This is a genomic window from Neobacillus driksii (assembly GCF_013409995.1).
In the GTDB taxonomy this organism is placed as follows: Bacteria; Bacillota; Bacilli; order Bacillales; family Cytobacillaceae; genus Neobacillus; species Neobacillus driksii.
The window spans coordinates 1-17,536 of sequence record NZ_JACCBX010000009.1; the positions used below are offsets into that span (position 1 = coordinate 1).

Annotated in this window: 16 protein-coding genes; 12 read left to right on the forward strand and 4 right to left on the reverse strand. The window is 38.2% G+C overall.

Going from position 1 to position 17,536, the window contains the following annotated elements:
- Positions 1 to 364: 364 nt before the first annotated feature.
- Positions 365 to 1,162, reverse strand: coding sequence for a Cof-type HAD-IIB family hydrolase (locus F4694_RS19785; RefSeq protein WP_179601103.1), 798 nt, complete (start codon positions 1,160 to 1,162; stop codon positions 365 to 367).
- Positions 1,163 to 1,575: 413 nt separating this feature from the next.
- Positions 1,576 to 4,608, reverse strand: coding sequence for an efflux RND transporter permease subunit (locus F4694_RS19790; RefSeq protein WP_179601105.1), 3,033 nt, complete (start codon positions 4,606 to 4,608; stop codon positions 1,576 to 1,578).
- A gap of 429 nt (positions 4,609 to 5,037) precedes the next feature.
- Between F4694_RS19790 and F4694_RS19795 the strand changes: the two genes are divergently transcribed.
- From F4694_RS19795 to fdhD, 10 genes are all read left to right on the forward strand, one after another.
- Entirely contained in the window at positions 5,038 to 6,072 is a 1,035-nt protein-coding gene (locus F4694_RS19795) for an ABC transporter permease (RefSeq protein WP_179601107.1), read from the forward strand.
- Between the two features lies 1 nt (position 6,073).
- On the forward strand, positions 6,074 to 6,754 hold the full coding sequence (locus F4694_RS19800) for an ABC transporter ATP-binding protein (protein ID WP_179601109.1): 681 nt from the start codon (positions 6,074 to 6,076) through the stop codon (positions 6,752 to 6,754).
- 66 nt (positions 6,755 to 6,820) lie between these two features.
- Entirely contained in the window at positions 6,821 to 7,501 is a 681-nt protein-coding gene (locus F4694_RS19805) for a response regulator transcription factor (protein WP_179601111.1), read from the forward strand.
- Positions 7,498 to 8,877, forward strand: a complete 1,380-nt coding sequence (locus tag F4694_RS19810) for a sensor histidine kinase (RefSeq protein WP_179601112.1) — start codon at positions 7,498 to 7,500, stop codon at positions 8,875 to 8,877. The genes F4694_RS19805 and F4694_RS19810 overlap by 4 nt, the downstream gene beginning before the upstream one ends.
- A gap of 141 nt (positions 8,878 to 9,018) precedes the next feature.
- Positions 9,019 to 9,189, forward strand: a complete 171-nt coding sequence (locus F4694_RS31815; RefSeq protein ID WP_218895753.1) for a hypothetical protein — start codon at positions 9,019 to 9,021, stop codon at positions 9,187 to 9,189.
- On the forward strand, positions 9,146 to 9,853 hold the full coding sequence (locus F4694_RS19815; protein WP_179601114.1) for a DNA alkylation repair protein: 708 nt from the start codon (positions 9,146 to 9,148) through the stop codon (positions 9,851 to 9,853). The genes F4694_RS31815 and F4694_RS19815 overlap by 44 nt, the downstream gene beginning before the upstream one ends.
- A gap of 429 nt (positions 9,854 to 10,282) precedes the next feature.
- Positions 10,283 to 11,554 carry an L-lactate MFS transporter gene (locus F4694_RS19820; protein ID WP_179601116.1) on the forward strand — a complete coding sequence of 424 codons (1,272 nt, stop codon included), beginning with the start codon at positions 10,283 to 10,285 and terminating at the stop codon, positions 11,552 to 11,554.
- A 96-nt stretch (positions 11,555 to 11,650) separates the two neighbouring features.
- Complete coding sequence (locus F4694_RS19825; RefSeq protein WP_179601118.1) at positions 11,651 to 12,013, forward strand: Na-translocating system protein MpsC family protein; 363 nt, start codon at positions 11,651 to 11,653, stop codon at positions 12,011 to 12,013.
- Positions 12,014 to 12,165: 152 nt separating this feature from the next.
- Positions 12,166 to 14,523, forward strand: coding sequence for an FdhF/YdeP family oxidoreductase (locus F4694_RS19830; protein ID WP_179601120.1), 2,358 nt, complete (start codon positions 12,166 to 12,168; stop codon positions 14,521 to 14,523).
- 31 nt (positions 14,524 to 14,554) lie between these two features.
- Entirely contained in the window at positions 14,555 to 15,373 is an 819-nt protein-coding gene (gene fdhD / locus F4694_RS19835) for a formate dehydrogenase accessory sulfurtransferase FdhD (protein WP_179601123.1), read from the forward strand.
- 163 nt (positions 15,374 to 15,536) lie between these two features.
- Here the strand turns inward: fdhD and F4694_RS19840 are convergent, their stop codons facing one another.
- Both F4694_RS19840 and F4694_RS19845 read right to left on the reverse strand, forming a co-directional pair.
- Positions 15,537 to 15,629, reverse strand: a complete 93-nt coding sequence (locus tag F4694_RS19840) for a YjcZ family sporulation protein (RefSeq protein ID WP_179601125.1) — start codon at positions 15,627 to 15,629, stop codon at positions 15,537 to 15,539.
- A 64-nt stretch (positions 15,630 to 15,693) separates the two neighbouring features.
- On the reverse strand, positions 15,694 to 15,810 hold the full coding sequence (locus tag F4694_RS19845) for a YjcZ family sporulation protein (protein WP_179601127.1): 117 nt from the start codon (positions 15,808 to 15,810) through the stop codon (positions 15,694 to 15,696).
- A 266-nt stretch (positions 15,811 to 16,076) separates the two neighbouring features.
- On the opposite strand from F4694_RS19845, the gene F4694_RS19850 reads away from it, so the two are divergent.
- Together F4694_RS19850 and F4694_RS19855 are read left to right on the forward strand one after the other, a co-directional pair.
- Complete coding sequence (locus F4694_RS19850) at positions 16,077 to 16,907, forward strand: protein phosphatase 2C domain-containing protein (protein WP_179601130.1); 831 nt, start codon at positions 16,077 to 16,079, stop codon at positions 16,905 to 16,907.
- Positions 16,904 to 17,401 carry a peptidoglycan recognition protein family protein gene (locus F4694_RS19855; protein ID WP_179601132.1) on the forward strand — a complete coding sequence of 166 codons (498 nt, stop codon included), beginning with the start codon at positions 16,904 to 16,906 and terminating at the stop codon, positions 17,399 to 17,401. The genes F4694_RS19850 and F4694_RS19855 overlap by 4 nt, the downstream gene beginning before the upstream one ends.
- The last annotated feature ends 135 nt before the right edge of the window (positions 17,402 to 17,536 follow it).

Genomic DNA, 17,536 nt, shown 5'->3' on the forward strand with positions numbered 1-17,536 from the left:
CTTGGGAGGGGTACCCCTCCCAAGTACATCTAAATAAAAAAACATAAATGAATTAACTGAAATACACTTGACTAATCGTAAGAAATAGACGGAGAGATTCCGTCTATTGGCTCGAAAAATGCCAAAATGGGGGATTTTGCTTTGCATAGTCGGAAAATCTCCGCTTATATTCCCCGAAACAAGCTCCATTCGGCATTTAACCGGAAAATCTCCGGTTATTTTACTTTTGCAAATTAAGGACATGGTACCTATTTATATAACAATAACGATGCCAATATGACTGTTATTTCGCCACATATTATAAGAAAAGTACTTCAAAACGGAAACCTTTTGTGTACCACGCCTGTCTTTTTTTACAAACCATCTAAATCGCATTTGATTTATATGGCTGTAGAAGATATTGTTCTATAAACTCCGCTAATCCATCATTTTCATGGTGTCCAGTAACAAAATCAGCTGAAGCTTTTACCTTTGCACTAGCGTTGCCCATTGCCACACCTGTACCCACATGCCGAAGCATTTCTATATCATTGGGTCCGTCTCCAATGGCTACGACTTCATCAGGACGAATTCGAAATTCGGTAAGTAAGCTTTTAATAGCAGACCATTTTGAAACATTAGGAGCAAGCAGCTCAAACCCGTCATTCCAATCGACCACTTCTGCTTCCTTTTTAAACAAAGCCGAAATTTGCGGGCTAGGTTCTCCAGTCCGAACACTATATTTAAGGACATCTTGATAATTCGCCTGTCTTAAATCTCCAATATATCGTGGCGGAATTCGCCCAACTTTTGTCCAATAATCGATTTCTTCATTTGTTTCCTTACAGTAGAGTCCATTTGCTGTATGGATTATAACATTATAAAGACTTTCAGCGGTCAGATGGTGGAATCGTTCCTCGTTCAATCGGACAGTTTTCATCTCGGTAATTATTCCTGTTTCTTCATGGTGTATAGCAGCACCATTCAAACAGATCATCGGTGTTCGTAACCCTAATTCTTTATGGTAGGGTGCGGTTACTTCATAGTGTCGACCAGTGGCTAGAAAAACATGTACTCCTTGATTTATGAGCCCATAAATGGCTTGCATATTTCGGCGTGAAATGCAGTTTGAGGCTTTAAGTAGTGTACCATCCATATCAACAAATATTGCACGAACATTCATTTAATCTGCCTCCTCATTGGTTGTTAGGCCAATCATATCATTTGAATATTAAAGCTTAGTAAACACTGTGTATAGATTAAGTGAAGTTAATTGGGCAAGCAGGACAAGTTCCTCTGCAAGTTGTTTTAAAAGAGTGTTCAGAGTAGTATGTAAAATCAGTAATGGCTCCACCTACGCCAACTACCATGATAGCCACACATGCTATCCCCACTAATAATAGAATAATAAATCAATGTTAAGAGCCTGTTTTGTTGATGTTAAGGTTATGTAAAACTATTATAAAATCGCTAGGATAATAAATAAGCCGAAAACATGCATTTTTTTATTCATCTCTGCATGTTTTCGGCCTTGTTATATTGCATACGAGTCTACTTACATTTTTGGATCCAATCAATAAGGTGAATAATACTTTTTTACATTTGAATCTGCTGTTCGGTTGTTTCTGCCATTCTTTGTTTTTTTGACTTTTTAAAATACAATAATTCATATACACATGGGATGACGATCAACGTCAAGAGGGTAGCGAGGGCCAGCCCGCCAATCACGACAACCGCCAAGCTCTGGGAAACTAAGCTTCCGGACTGAGGTTCCTTAAGCAAAAGTGGAATCATCGCACATATAGTTGCAACGGCAGTCATCAAAATCGGCCTCATTCTGGTAGCCGTCGCTTCGACCAGTGCTGCGCGAATCGTCATATTTTCTTCATTTTGTCTCACACGGTCAATCAGAACAATCGCGTTGGTCACGACAATTCCAATCAGCATAAGTGCTCCAAGCAGGGCGGTGATGTCAACGGATATCCGGCTGATCAAGATTCCTAAAATAGCACCGATGGCCGCAAGCGGCAGGGAAGTTAAAATCGCGATTGGCGCTTTAATCGACTTAAACGTGATAACCATAATCAAGAATACAATTCCGATGGAAACAAGCATGATTAAGAATAAATCGGTAAAATCCTCCATTTGCTGCGCACTTGCTCCTCCAACAAGAACTTCCACATCTTCAGGAATATCCAGTCCTTCATTGTCTTTTTGATCTCCGAATAATTCTAGGTTAATCTTTGTCGAGATTTCAGAGAGCTTAGCAGGATCGACGGTTGCTGTAACACGAAGGTAGGTCTCTCCATCTTTATGAAATTGACTGGTTGAGCTCTCAGCTTCTTTTAATGTTGCAATCTCAGACACAGGTATCATCCCGTTTTCGGTCATAATTGGAATGTTTTTCAAGTCAGCTTCCGTTTCTGTGTTTAGTAAAGGTTCAAGAACAACCATGGTTTGTTTTTCATTTATCGTGATGGTTCCAAGATGTGTTTGATTTAGCATGACCCCAAGCTGCTGGGCGATTTGCTGTGTATTTCCTTTTGCAGGATCTACGACTAAAGAGTAGACGGTTTTCTTTTCATCTTGATTCGTTGTAACTTCCTCCACACCGTCAATATCAGATACGGTTTCTTTAATACTGTTTGCTGTTTTTTCAAGCTGGGCGATATCCTCACCAACCACATCGATGGTAATATTGGTTGCTGAGCCGCCCATCATAAACGAAGCAGTGGCGACTTCCAATACAGCATCCTTATAGTCGTCCTTTTTCTTTTCAATTTCTTCTAATACTTTATCTGTATCATCTTTATCTTTTAATAGAATACTAATGACCGCTTCTGTTGGCGAACCGATTTGACCAAATTGAGCGCTATCCGCCGAAGAGCCGACTTGGTTAAATACATATTCAACCTCATCCATTTCAGTTATAGACTTTTCAAGCTCAATAGCCTTTTCTTTGACCTTTTCAAAAGGTGTTTCATTTGGGTATTTCAAGGTGGCTGTAACAAAGTCGGCAGTAGAATTGTCAACAGCACCCTTCGGTACGGCAAAGTAAGCACCAATCGATCCGGCAAACAATAGGAAGCTAATCGTAAATACAATCCATTTATGATTTAAAGACCATTTCACTGCTTTTGGAAAGCGTACCGCCGGTTTGTGTTCTGGAAGTTTCGTATTTTTCAATAAACCAGCACTCATTAACGGCACCAATGTTAAGGCAACCAATAACGAGGCAAGCAGGGAATAGGTAACCGTTAAGGCGAATGGTAAAAGGAATTCCTGCAGTCCGCCGTTTAATAAACTCATTGGCAGGAACACCGCTACTGTTGTTAACGTGGAGGCTGTAATGGCAACACCTACTTGTTTTGTTGCGTCAATCACCATTTGAACAGAGAATTTCTCTGTCTGCATTTTACGGTAAATATTTTCAATGACAACGATACTGTCATCGACAAGCCGCCCAACCGCAACAGCCACACCGCCGAGTGTTAAAATGTTTAACGTGACCCCAGAACGTGAAAGCAGGAATAGGGTAAAACAAAGTGATAACGGAATAGAAACAATCGTAATAAACGTTGTTCTGATATTGCGTAAAAAGATCATTATCACAATGGTTGCAAATAAAGCACCTAGTAGGACTTCTTTCATCATCGTTTGCACAGATGTTTCCACCATATCAGCTGAAGCAACATAGATGGTAGATTCTTGTGAATCGTATTTTTTGTTAATTTCTTTTGTTACTTTTTCAATTTCTTTACTAATGGTTACAGCGTTTGAATTACTGTCCTTCGTGATACTGATGCTTAATGCTTCGTTCCCGTCGAAACGATTAAGAAAATTGGATTCGGTTGTTTCCTCAATCGAAGAGATGTCCTCAAGAGCTACATTTGGTGCCACTGGCAGGCTTTTAAGTTTTTCGAGACTTGATACGTCGCCAATCACCTTAATATTGCTGGTTTTTCCGTCAATATTCTTTTCGCCGACTGCAAGGGCGCTGTTTTGACCTTGAAGAATTCCGAGTACCGTTTCAAGAGATACCTGGTTTTCAGCTAACTTTTGATTATCAATTTTTACTGAGATAACAGGATCAACCAATCCATAAGTTTGAACCTGGGCCACACCGTCAATGTCTTTATATAACGGTTCGATTTTTTCTTTTACCAATTCTAGGTTTTTGGTCGTGAGGCCATCTTTAAAGGTTACAGCGATGTTGGAGATAGGAATCATGGAGGTATTTAGCTGCGAAATGATGGGCTTTGATATGTAAGCTGGAAGTGCCACATTTGATAATGCCTCTTGAACATCTAGTTTTGCTTGTTTCATGTCTGAACCAGCTTCAAAAAATAAATCTACTTTTGAAAATCCGTCTCCCGTTGTGGAATAAATCGAATTTTTCCCTTTAATTCCGGTAACAGCCCGTTCAATCGGAGAAGTAACATCACTTTCCATTGTTTTTGAATCTGTTCCTTGCCCCATCGTAATAATGGTTACTTGCGGATTGTCTGCGGAAGGCAAGAACTCCATAGGTAATCTAAAATAACTAACAACCCCAATGATTAACACTAATATCGTCATCAATGAGACAGCGGCTTTATTTTGAAAAGCCCATTTCGTAAACATCGACATAGGTACATCTCCCTTTTGATATAGATAGAAAGTCCAAAATGAATCTTAACACAATTTTGTAAAACCAGCCATTATTTACCATAATATTTCAAAAGTTTAACAATTTCTTAATGAATTTAATCACACCTCCTCCATTGGTAGTTCTATTTGACTATTTCGTCGATCCTGCTACCTAAATATCCCATATTTTTCTTGTTTTGAGGAGACTGAATTTTTTCTACGACTTAAGTCTTAGCTGATTGTAAAACAACATTGACTCAGCAAAAAGAAAGGAGAAAAAGTAAAAGAGAAAAAAGTGCCAGGCACCATCCAATTTTTTTTAGGTACCCAGCACTTTTGTATTCTACTAAAAAATGTATTCAGTTGTTCATCTACAGTTCATATTCCGATTATAAACTATCAATGTAAAAAGAAATGGGAGGAATGAAGATGAACATGGCTTGGAAAGAAATGAAAAAGAATAAAATGAGATTTATGATTTTAGGTTCTATTGTTTTTCTTGTTAGTTTATTAACTTTTATCATATCTGGTTTGGCGAATGGATTGTCACAGGATAATGCTGCATTAATAAAAGATTTGCCTGATGGACAATTTTATATGTCTACAGAGGCGGAACAAACGATTAACCTTTCAAAAATAGATACTGATGTCCAAGGTAAACTATTAAACAAACATAAAGAAGCAGTTGCATTTTCCATTCAGATGGGGTTTTTGAATGATGAGGATGAAAAGCAGCAGAGTGTGGCCTTTGTTACGTCGACCGAATCTCAGTTGTTTGAAAATGTCCAAAAGGGAGAAGTTGTTTTAGATCAGTCAATGCAAGACAAGGGGATACAAGTTGGTGATTCCTTAACGAGTAATCAGTACAGCGGAAAGTTCATTGTAAAAGGTTTCTCTGATCAAAAAAAATTCAGTCATGCACCTGTTGCATTTATCAACACCGAAGACTACAGAGAAATGTACCGCGCTACTGAAATGCAATTGATTTTTGTACCAGGAAAGGATTCTCCTGATGCAGCCAAAGAATTAGAAGTGTTTACTAAGAAAGAATTCCTAAACACCATATCCAGTTACAAGGCAGAGCAGACCTCCCTAAATATGATTGTTTGGTTTTTAGTTGTTATTAGCGGTATGCTTTTCGGAATCTTTTTCTACTTGATGAACGTTCAGAAAATGGGTTTATACGGAATCTTAAAGGCAATCGGAGTAAAAACAAGAACATTATTTAAAATGATGTGGACACAAATGATATTTATTACCGGGATGGCCTTAATGATCTCGATTACACTAAGTCAGGTTTTAAACATGCTTGCACCTAAAGATATGCCCTTTCATTTGACTCTAGAAACAACACGACAATTATCTATCGTCTTCTTCATGATAGGTTTTATTGGGTCTACAATTTCTGGCATACAGATCAAAAAAGTCGAACCATTACATGCGATTCAACGAGGAGAGGTTTAATATGACACTATTTACTATCGATAACGTGAGAAAAACGTTTACAAATGGGGAAGTGAAGGAGGAAATCCTAAAAGGAGTCAACCTTACTCTTAAAGAAGGTGAGTTAACCGCATTAGTCGGAGCTTCAGGATCTGGTAAAAGTACACTGCTAACTATTGCAGCTGGACTTCAATCTGCGTCAGATGGAAAGATACTATTCGAAGGTGGAAATTTGACCGAAATGAATGGAGATCAAGTTAGAAAAATTCGTGCCAGTAAATTTGGCTTTGTCTTTCAATTCGCCCATTTGGTTCCTTTTCTCACCGTAGAAGAGCAACTGCTCCTTATGCTGGATGTATCAGAATCTAAAATAAATAAAACAGAACAAAAAAGGGGAATCGACAACATCCTTACGTTAGTAGGAATGGACCATCGAAAGCATGCCTACCCGTCAACATTATCTGGCGGGGAAAAGCAACGGGTTGCGATTGCACGTGCCATCATTCATAAACCAAAGGTTTTGTTCGCTGATGAGCCAACTGCCAGCTTGGATTCAACAAAATCAAGAGATGTGATGACATTACTACGAGATTTAACAAAAAGTTTGAACCTGACTACATTAATGGTAACGCATGACGAGGAAATACTTTCCAATGCGGATCGTATCATTAAGATGAGTGATGGACTGGTTTTAGGCAGGTAACATTAAAATCCAACGATTGTAAGGGTATAATGAAGCAGACACTTTTGATTTTATGGGAGAACAGATATGACAACTATTTTAATTGTTGATGATGACATTCATATTTTAAATCTAGTCAACATTCAACTAACGAATGAAGGCTATAACGTACTCTTAGCAAAAGATGGGGTTGAAGCCTTGGCAGTACTTAAAAAGAAACCTAGTGACTTAGCCATAGTCGATGTGATGATGCCATTCATGGACGGCTTCGCATTAACAAAGGAAATTCGTAAACAATATAACATTCCTGTCCTCATGTTAACGGCAAAAAACCAAATCGAGGATAAGGAGCAAGGATTTCTAGCCGGAACAGATGATTATTTGGTTAAGCCCTTTGAAACAAAGGAATTACTTTTTCGAATAAGAGCAATATTACGGCGATATGAACATCAAGTAGATAAAACCATAATGCGTATTGGTAATACAACCATTAATAAGAAAAGCTATGAAGTTCAAATTGGAAACCGAACCGTGCTCCTGCCCTTAAAGGAATTTGAACTTTTATCGTATCTATTTTCTTATCCGAAGCAAGTGTTTTCCAGGGAGCATCTGATCGAACAGATTTGGGGAAGGGATTATGAAGGAGATGACCGAACGGTAGATGTTCATATAAAAAGATTAAGGGAACGTTTTTCAACATTAAGTGATGATTTTCAGATCAAAACAGTACGAGGGGTCGGCTATTTCTTGGAGGGCCAAAGGAAATGAGAACCCTTTATGTAAAATTTATTGTGATCACCACTGGCATGATGCTGACAAGTTTTATTTTTGCCTTTTTAATCTCAAATGCCTATTACCATCAAAAAATAAAGCCTTTTAATGACAAAAAAAACACAACCGTTGCCCTAAAAATTGCCACCTTTGCAAACGAACATCCTGATAACAACTTAGGGGTCTATTTAGAGAACATTTCTGAAGTTGGCTATCAACTATATTTGGTCGATAGCCTTGGGAATGAACATTATTTTGGTGAAACTTTCAGAGATAAAAGTCTGCCTGCTTCAACCAAAGTACATGTATTAAATGGTGAAATTTTTCACGGTATTCTTCACTTCCCACGTGAAACCTTTGTTACAGGCTTTTTTGCCAATGAACTGAGGAACACAATTGGTGTTCCATTAAAACATAACGGAAAAGAATATGCCCTTTTTATTAGACCAGATATAAAATTTCTTTTCGGTGAGTTGCATGTTTTTTTGGGGTGGATCCTTCTATTAGCCATTTCTTTGACCATACTGATGGTATTGATCAACACCAGATATTTAATAAAACCTATTTCAACACTAACGAAAGCAACAAAGTCACTTGCAAATGGTAATTATAAGGTGGACCTAGCTAGTAAACGTGATGATGAGATAGGGCAACTTTTCCAAAGTTTTTTACAAATGGCGAGAAAGTTAGAACTAATGGAGGATATGAGAAAGGAATTTATCTCCAATATCTCTCATGATATCCAATCACCACTTTCGAATATAAAAGGATACACAAACCTATTGGCACAAGATTCTATCAGCAGGGAAGAGAAGACTCAATACGTATCCATTATTAATAGTGAAATTAGAAGGCTTTCTTCATTAACGAAACAATTATTACTTCTTGCTTCTTTGGATCGAAATGAGAATATCATGAAGAAAAAATGTTTCAACATTGGTGAGCAAATAAAGGGATTGATACGAAATTACCAATGGGCAATAAGTGAAAAAGGATTAATGCTTAGTTACTCCATACCTGATATTGTGATTATGGGTGATCCCTCTTTACTTGAGACGGTTTGGGATAATCTTTTATCCAATGCGATTAAATATAATATACCTAATGGCAGCATAGAGATATTCATTGAAGAAAGAGGAAATACAGTCTTCGTGACCTTTGTTGATACAGGTTTAGGGATGAGCAGTAAGGCAGTGGATAGGATATTCGAACGCTTTTACCGTGCAGACACATCACGTACAAGAAGTATTGAAGGGACAGGATTGGGACTCTCAATTGTTTCAAGCATTGTCAAGCTGCATAATGGGGCTATAACAGTAAAGAGTAAAGAAAGAGAAGGGTCTACTTTTATTATTGAATTGCCAGTTAAATAGAAAATTTATCATAGATATAGCAGTAGCATTTTTTGTGCTTCTGCTGTTTAAATCAAAGTAGGGATTAATTTCGGTTGATTACCTTAACTCCTCTATAGAAAGCAATCTTGCTACCTAAATATCCCATATTTTTAATCTTTTGTGGAGACTGAATTTTTCAATGACTTAAGTCATACTGATAGCGATGTGGCAGGATCACGGCACGATAATCCAAAATTTATAATGATGGAAATGTTTGATATGATGATAATGGAAGGAAGTGTTAACGATGGATTTCGAAATGGTTATGCAGGAACTGGAGTCACTGGGTAAGGAACGAATGAAAAAGATGTACATAAGCAATGGAGCGCATGAACCGGTATTTGGGGTGGCTACAGGTGCCATGAAGCCGATTGCAAAGAAAATTAAGAAAAATCAGCCCTTGGCAGAGCAGCTATACGCGACTGGGAACTATGATGCTATGTATTTTGCGGGCATCATTGCAGATCCAATGATAATGACGGAAGCGGATTTTGAGCGGTGGATGGATGGAGCGTATTTTTATATGCTATCCGATTACGTAGTGGCGGTGACTTTGTCTGAAGCCAATATTGCGCAAGTAGTTGCCGATAAATGGATTGCAAGCGGGGAGGAACATAGAATGTCAGCAGGGTGGAGCTGTTACTGCTGGCTTTTGGGGAATCGGCCGGACGTTGAATTTAGTGCAGCAAAGATTGCCAGTATGCTGGATCATGTGGAAAAAACAATTCATACATCTCCGGAACGGACAAAATCTGCTATGAATAATTTTATCTACACAGTTGGCATATCATATTTACCACTCCATGATAAGGCGGTTGAAACCGCCAAGGCTGTAGGTCCAGTTGAAATTAGACGGGACAAGAAAAAACCAAGTATTTTGCTTGCTTCCGAAACTATTCAAAAGGAATTGGATAGAGGGAAGCTTGGTTTCAAACGCAAATATGTAAGGTGTTAGCATAGCAACGAATGGAATTACTGGCGAAAGTTCAAGCTTAATGGCCATTTATGAGATAAAGAATGATTTGATTGCAAAGGTTTGGTATATAAGGGAATAATGAAATATATCTATTGTAATGAATCCGCGACCATGTTAATATAAAAATTAAATTGTGAACAAATTGTGAAATATCATTTCTCATAAAATATGAGACTCTACTAATACGAAACAGCGACCCTGTTTATCGGTTAAGAGAGCTTTCTCTCATATTGTAGGTACATACCATAACTGTTGGTACTTAGCAGCGTTCCTGTTTAAGGCAAACCGTTATAAGGATTCTTTTTGGATTCCGTTTTTTGGAATTCTTGATATGAATCTTTATGACGGTTTTTTTGTTTTTTTTTACGATTTGTTTAATGAAAATGTTTACATTGGGGAGAGGTCTTAATGAAAAAGAGAAAAAACCGGTGGCTAATTGCCTTATCAGCGGTCGGAATTCACATTTCAATTGGTTCCGTCTATGCTTGGAGTAATTTTACTGCCCCGCTAAAAGAATTATTTGGCTGGTCTGATTCAGAAGTGGCACTAACATTTAGTATTGCGATTTTATTTTTAGGCTTGTCCGCTGCTTTCCTGGGGCACTTTGTAGAGAAGCATGGTCCAAGAAAAGCGGGATTACTTGCAGCAACATTCTTTGGTATTGGTATCATTGGTTCAGGACTTGCTGTTAACTTAGGTTCAAAATGGTTATTATACTTTTTTTACGGTGCGCTTGGCGGCATCGGCTTAGGGGTAGGCTATATTGCTCCCGTTTCAACGCTGGTAAAATGGTTCCCAGATCGACGAGGATTAGCGACTGGACTCGCGATCATGGGCTTTGGGTTTGCAGCTGCAATCAGCAGCCCGATTATGAACATGCTGATCACTTCTGTGGGTGTTGCAAATACATTTTTCATACTAGGGAGCTCTTATTTTGTCATTATGACTCTTTCTTCTCTTTATCTTGAAAAGCCAGAGGAAGGGTGGATGCCAGAAGGCTTTAAAGAAAAAATCCAAAGTGGAAAAGCGAAACCAACAATGGATTTATCTCAGCTTATGGCGAATGAGGCTGTAAGAACAAAAAGGTTCTGGTATTTGTGGATGATGTTATTCATTAACATTACTTGCGGTATCGCCATTTTAGCAGTTGCTAAACCGCTTGCGATGGAAAGTATCGGAATTGAAATGGCGGCTGCAGCAGCCCTGGTTGGAGCAATTGGAATTTTTAACGGTCTAGGTCGAATTGGCTGGGCAAGTTTTTCAGATATAATTGGCAGACCAACTACCTATACTACTTTCTTTATACTGCAGATGGTTATCTTTTTTATCCTGCCGGATGTATCGATCAAATGGTTGTTCATGGGCTTGTTAATTGTCGTTTACACCTGTTACGGAGGTGGCTTTGCTGCTATACCGGCATTTATTGGCGACATTTTTGGTACAAAGCAGTTGGGAGCTATTCACGGTTACATCTTAACCGCATGGGCAGCAGCTGGACTCGTGGGTCCATTATTTACTGCATGGATTAAGGATACAACAGGAAGCTACTCCGGCAGCTTAACATTCTTTTCAGCATTATTCGTAGTCGCATTTATTATCTCCATCCTAATTCGACTTGATATTAAGAAATTGAAGGCACAACAAGGTGTTGATTCATCATTAAAAAATCAAGCAAGTTAGTAATCTGGCTAATAATATTGTATACTTATCCCATAAAAACAACATTAGCACAGTGAATATAAAGATTAAATGTAAGTGAAATGAGATGAAATCAAAGTGAATAAATATGAAGCCGAATTTAGTAATATTGTTCGCGCGTATCGAAAACGCCATATGGGAAAAGGCCCAAGTCAAGTGAGAACAACCTTTTGTAAGTGCTGGGCAATTTCTGAATTAGAAGGAAATTTATCACCGATTGAAAAATTTATTGCAACAGCAGATGATGGAAAACAAATGCTCCGTGCTGCTAGAACGGAAATGGTCAAAGAGATTTATAAGAAAAACCATCCTGTTGAAATGGAGGAACTGTTAGGTGCTAACTTCCTTCATGTATTTGTCGATATTGATATTGAAGAGGACAGAGGGATGTCGATCTTCGTTTTTGATCAAGATATTGAAAAAAAGTTTACAGAATTGTAACGAATACTTCTACCCAACTACATTTTGTTGGCACTTGGCAGCGAACCTGTTAAAGACTAACCACCTCGGAGAATTCATCTAAGTATTAGGTGCGCTCCCTGGTGGTTTTTTATTGGTTTTTAGAACTGGGAACTCTAGAGGAGGAAATATAAATGGGAAAAACATTACATCCTGGACCACAAAAGAAAGCAAAAATGCCTGCTCCTGAACATTGGGTAAGTCCAATTCCGTTTGGGTTAGGAAAAATGAAGCCAAAACATATTCGTGATACGATGAAAATTGCATGGGATAATCGAGATAACATAGGCTATGCAGCAAACATTATTACGAAAGGTGTTTGTGACGGCTGCGCACTTGGTGTATCTGGTTTATATGATCAGACATTGGAAGGACCGCATGTTTGTACCACACGTATGAATGTTTTAAGGCTAAATACAATGCCTGCTATTAAGCCGGAAATTCTTCATGCCGATATAGATGAATTAAGAAAGTATGATAGCACGGAACTCCGAAAGCTCGGCCGTATTCCTTATCCGATGATTCGCAGAAAAGGAGAACGAAAATTTTCTCGGATTGAATGGGATGAGGCAATGAATTTAATAGCTGACAAAATGAAAAAGTTGAATCCAAAGCAATATTCGTTTTATCTAACTGCTCGTGGAATTACCAATGAAAGCTATTATGTTGCTGGAAAAGTAGCCCGTTTTCTTGGAACAAATCACATAGATAACGCTTCAAGAATTTGTCATGCTCCAAGTAAGACAGCTTTAAAACGCTCGATTGGAGTAGGGGCTTCGACATCGAATTATTTGGATTGGATCGGAACTGACGTCTTATTGTTTTGGGGGAGTGTCGCTTCAAACGCTTCACCTGTATCTTCAAAATACATGCTTGAAGCAAAGAAAAAGGGAACCAAAATTATCGTTGTCAACCCATACCGTGAGCCGGCAATGGATAAATATTGGATTCCTTCTAATCCTGAGTCTGCCTTATTCGGAACGAAAATTGCCGATGATTTCTTTCAAGTCAATATTGGCGGTGATATTGCCTTTATGCATGGAATTATGAAGCATTGGTTTTCGATGGAAGAAAAAGTATATGGTTCAGCGATCAACCATGAGTTTGTTAAAGAACATGTGAACGGATATGAAGAACTGAAGATCAAAGTCCAAGAGCAAGGCTGGGACGAAATTATTGAATCTTCTGGTGTATCAAAAGAACGGATTATTGAATTAGCTGAAGTTTTAGCAAACAGTAAAAACGCTGTGTATGCGTGGGCGCTTGGACTAACGATGCACTCCTTTGCAACAGATAACATCTCGCAAGTGGCAAATCTGGCACTGCTTCGCGGCCACCTTGGACGTAAACACGCTGGCCTTATGCCATTCCGTGGACACTCCAGTGTTCAGGGAAGCGGTGAAATGGGAGCAGATCCATTCGTACTGCCTGGCGGCGGCTGGGATGCGAAGAATGTGGAAAGAATGGAGCAAATTTGGGGATTTGAGCTTCCAAAATGGCAGGGCGATATCGTTGGGGTGACCTTGGAAAACATCGTGCTTCCAGAAGACCATGAACGGAAAGTGAAGCTTTATTATTTATCTGGCGGTAACTTTTTAGAAACGATGCCGGATCCGGATTTCATTGAATATGCCTTATCAGAGCTTGAAGTTCGTGTGCATCAAGATATTATTCTAAATACCTCCACATTAGTGGATGCAAAAGAAGCGGTCATCGTACTGCCAGCGAAAACGCGTTATGAGCAAGAGGATGGAGGGACGAGTACATCAACAGAACGGATGGTTTACTTTTCACCTGAAATTCCAGGTAACAAAAACAAAATTGAAGAAGCACGTGCTGAATGGAAGATCTACATCGACCTTGCAAAGCGGGTAAAACCTGACACAGCCCACTTGGTTGATTTTGCCGATGGTTTTGAGATTCGAGAAGAGATTGCGAAAGCAAATCCGGATTACGACGGCATCCAGCACTTGAAGAAGCAAGGGGATGTATTCCAGTGGGGTGGAGCTTGGCTATGTGAAGATGGTATTTGTCCAACCCCGGATGGCAGAGGAAGCTTAATTCCAGTAGATATTCCAGATTTAAATAAAAAGCCAGAACAGTTCATCGTCACCTCCCGTCGAGGCAAACAGTTCAACTCGATGGTATATAAAGAGGTTGACCCTTTAAACGGTGCAGGTCGCTATGACGTATTAATGAGTCCTGTGGATGGGCAAAAATTAAGTATCGCTGACGGAGAAGGAATCGTTGTATACAATGGTTTTGGTGTCTTCCAAGGTACGGCAAAGTTCGTTGATATTGCTCCTGGGAATATCGAAGTACACTTTCCAGAAGGAAACTTCTTGCTGCCGCGTGGCAGGTACGAGAAATTTGCAGGAATCCCAGATTACAACATTACCGTAAATGTTGAAAAAGCAGAGCGGTATAATGCTCGGAAAGATACCCAATATGTAGAAAAGCCAATTGAAGATCTTGAAACAGAGGTTAGTTAATAGGGATAAACGAGGAAAAGGGGCGACATCTTTGTTAAAGGAGATTACAACTTCTCAAAACATTGTCAGATATAATGGACAAAGCTTTTTCGAAGAAGAGGATGAGATTGCTGTTGAAACAGCCTTAACGATTATTTTAGATGGTGACGAGTTTGCCACCATGGTTTGTACTCCTTCTGAACTGCAGGAATTGGTTGTCGGTTTTCTAGCATCCGAGGGTGTGATACGCTTTTATCAAGACATCAAATCTCTCCACATAGATGAAGAAAAGGGATTCGCATATGTTGAACTTGTGAATAAACACAATATCCAAAAGGATTTGCACTCCAAGCGTTTTATTGGTTCCTGCTGTGGAAAAGGGCGACAATTTTACTTTCATAATGACATGAAAACCGCAAAGACGGTGATGACGAAATTGACCGTTACACCGGAACAATGCCGTGATCTGATGAAGAAAATGCAGGAAAGCTCTTCTCATTTTCAACAAACAGGCGGTGTTCATAATGCGGCATTATGCACCAGTGACGGAATCGTTATCTCAAGAACCGATATCGGCCGCCATAATGCCCTAGATAAACTATTTGGTTATTGTATTATGAATCGTATTCCATTAAAGGATAAAATTATTGCCTTTAGTGGTCGAATTTCATCAGAGGTGTTACTAAAGGCCGCTAAGATCGGTGTCGGAATTATCCTGTCCAAATCGGCTCCTACCAACCTAGCGTTAAATCTAGCAGAGGAACTTGGAATTACGGCCGTTGGTTTTATACGAGGTAACGGATTCAATGTATATACCCATCAGCAAAGGATACAAGGAATTGAATATGATCGTTCATTTGAGGTGTTATAAGTAGATTTCCGTAATAAGAGAGTCGGTTTATAGGTGCAATAAAAATGATAGAAGAGTAACTTATCTACAAGTAATAATATTTGTAAAGAACAAGCTCCAAACTTAGGAAAGTAAGTTTGGAGCTTTTTTTTCATCGTCAAGATTTTATCTAATCTTTTTGCTATTAGTATACGAAGGATGCACCAACAATAATTAAAAGGATGAAAAGAACCACGATTAATGTAAAAGTAGATCCATTCCCATATCCATTTGACATAAATGTTACACCTCCCCTTTTAAAAGGTCATATGGCATTCCAAAAACACTATTTCGAATAGTTATTACATGAATGAAGCTCCGACAATGATAAGAAGTATGAACAATACTACGATTAATACAAAGCTACTGCCGTTATAGCCACCTCCGTAACCATAACCATTGGATCCAAACCAACCCATTTTTTTCACCACCTACTGGATGTTAAAGTAAAGATTACTTTCCCCTTGTTATATATATTTCTCAACACAAGGTGTGATTGGACAAATATCATCGATGAGAACAAAATAAGCATAGAATTGTGGTAACCCACAAAGACAGTGTGTTTTTTAAAGCCCATTCTTTCGAAACCCCTGGCTTAGCGTAACAACAAATTTCTATTAAATCATATAATCTCTTATATAATTCATCGATTTATTGTTTTTTTTAAGAAAGAAGGTGTAAACCAATGAAGGTTGAGTCTTTTTTTAGTGCTGCACCTCATAAAAGTGTAAGTGAAGATTCAATCGTATTAAATGAAAAGAATAACGTTTATGGTGTCTTTGATGGGGCAACTCCATTAATGCCATTCAAAGATGAAAACGGGATGAACGGTGCATATTTAGCATCTAATATATTTAAAGATTATTTCCTTGGACTCTACCGAAGTAACCATTCATTAGTGGAAGGAATCATGGCTGCTAATAGAATGTTGAGAGGACACATGGAAAAATACAAGGTCAATCAGGAAAAATATGAAAATCTTTGGTCGACATGTGCTGCAATAATAAAGATTGAAGAAGAAGGAAAGATTTCTTATGCTCAACTTGGTGATTGTATGATCATTGCTGAGTATCAAAACGGAACCGTAAAGGCCTTAACAAGGGATATGGTAAAAGATATAAGTTATCGAGCGAAGGCATATCGTGAGGAACTAAGAAAGCAAGGAGTTAAAATTCCAGATGAAGAGTATTATCATGATCGTACTCACCAGCTGCTCTTTAATCGTTCATTAGCTAATATGGAACATGGTTACACTGTAGCCAATGGAAAAGAAGAAGTCTTAAATTTTATTCAGCATGGTCAAGTCAATACCAGTGAAATCAAAACATTATTATTAATAACAGATGGCCTATTTCATCCAAAATATTCAATTGAAGAAACATTTACTAAGATCCAAACATCTGGTTTACATGCATATTCTAACGAACTAGAACAATATGAGAAAAGGAATAATCTTCGTTCAGATGATAAGTCTGGGATCATGATTAGCTTATGCTATGAGGAGAGGTCTAAATGAAAATAGAACCAGGATGGATTAATGATATAAATCTATCGTTTAAAGAACCCCTTGTTGCTTTAAAAAATGTCATGTACATCATTGTACACCATACCGAGGAAATAGGTTGGGATATTAATAAGACCCATAGGTTTCATCAGGAACATCGTGGATGGAGTGGAATAGGATACAATTTTTTTATTGAGGAAAATGGTGAAATCATTAAAGGAAGAGGGTATCATGTTGGAGCACACGCCTATTCATATAACCAAAAATCAATTGGTATATGTTTAGCTGGAAATTTTGATATTCATATTCCCTCAATAGAGCAGCTAAAATCATTGAGTAAACTCTGCATTTTCCTTTTGGAACAATATAATTTATCAACTACTCAGATTCTTGGACATCGTGAATTAAAAAGTACCGCAAAAAGTTGTCCAGGTAAAAACCTTAATATGGACCAAATCAGAGAATCTATTAAAATTCAGTGGTTAAAATATAAAGGTAAAAAGTAATGTCATTCAAAAAACATTATAGGTTCTTTAAAAATGTGAAGCTTCGAGGCATTAATAAAATAGAAATTAAAAACCAAGATGTATTTTAAGTACATCTTGGTTTTTAACATTTAGTGATTAAAAAAAGGTGGTACC

Excerpts from the sequence above, each read along its gene's own strand:
- F4694_RS19815 (WP_179601114.1), top strand. The coding sequence starts at position 9,146 with ATGGATTTCGAAATGGTTATGCAGGAACTGGAGTCACTGGGTAAGGAA.
- F4694_RS19855 (WP_179601132.1), top strand. The coding sequence starts at position 16,904 with ATGAAAATAGAACCAGGATGGATTAATGATATAAATCTATCGTTTAAA.
- F4694_RS19820 (WP_179601116.1), top strand. The coding sequence starts at position 10,283 with ATGAAAAAGAGAAAAAACCGGTGGCTAATTGCCTTATCAGCGGTCGGA.
- F4694_RS19845 (WP_179601127.1), bottom strand. The coding sequence starts at position 15,810 with ATGGGTTGGTTTGGATCCAATGGTTATGGTTACGGAGGTGGCTATAAC.
- F4694_RS19805 (WP_179601111.1), top strand. The coding sequence starts at position 6,821 with ATGACAACTATTTTAATTGTTGATGATGACATTCATATTTTAAATCTA.
- F4694_RS19790 (WP_179601105.1), bottom strand. The coding sequence starts at position 4,608 with ATGTCGATGTTTACGAAATGGGCTTTTCAAAATAAAGCCGCTGTCTCA.
- F4694_RS19800 (WP_179601109.1), top strand. The coding sequence starts at position 6,074 with ATGACACTATTTACTATCGATAACGTGAGAAAAACGTTTACAAATGGG.
- F4694_RS19810 (WP_179601112.1), top strand. The coding sequence starts at position 7,498 with ATGAGAACCCTTTATGTAAAATTTATTGTGATCACCACTGGCATGATG.
- F4694_RS19795 (WP_179601107.1), top strand. The coding sequence starts at position 5,038 with ATGAACATGGCTTGGAAAGAAATGAAAAAGAATAAAATGAGATTTATG.
- F4694_RS19850 (WP_179601130.1), top strand. The coding sequence starts at position 16,077 with ATGAAGGTTGAGTCTTTTTTTAGTGCTGCACCTCATAAAAGTGTAAGT.
- F4694_RS19840 (WP_179601125.1), bottom strand. The coding sequence starts at position 15,629 with ATGTCAAATGGATATGGGAATGGATCTACTTTTACATTAATCGTGGTT.
- F4694_RS19830 (WP_179601120.1), top strand. The coding sequence starts at position 12,166 with ATGGGAAAAACATTACATCCTGGACCACAAAAGAAAGCAAAAATGCCT.
- F4694_RS19785 (WP_179601103.1), bottom strand. The coding sequence starts at position 1,162 with ATGAATGTTCGTGCAATATTTGTTGATATGGATGGTACACTACTTAAA.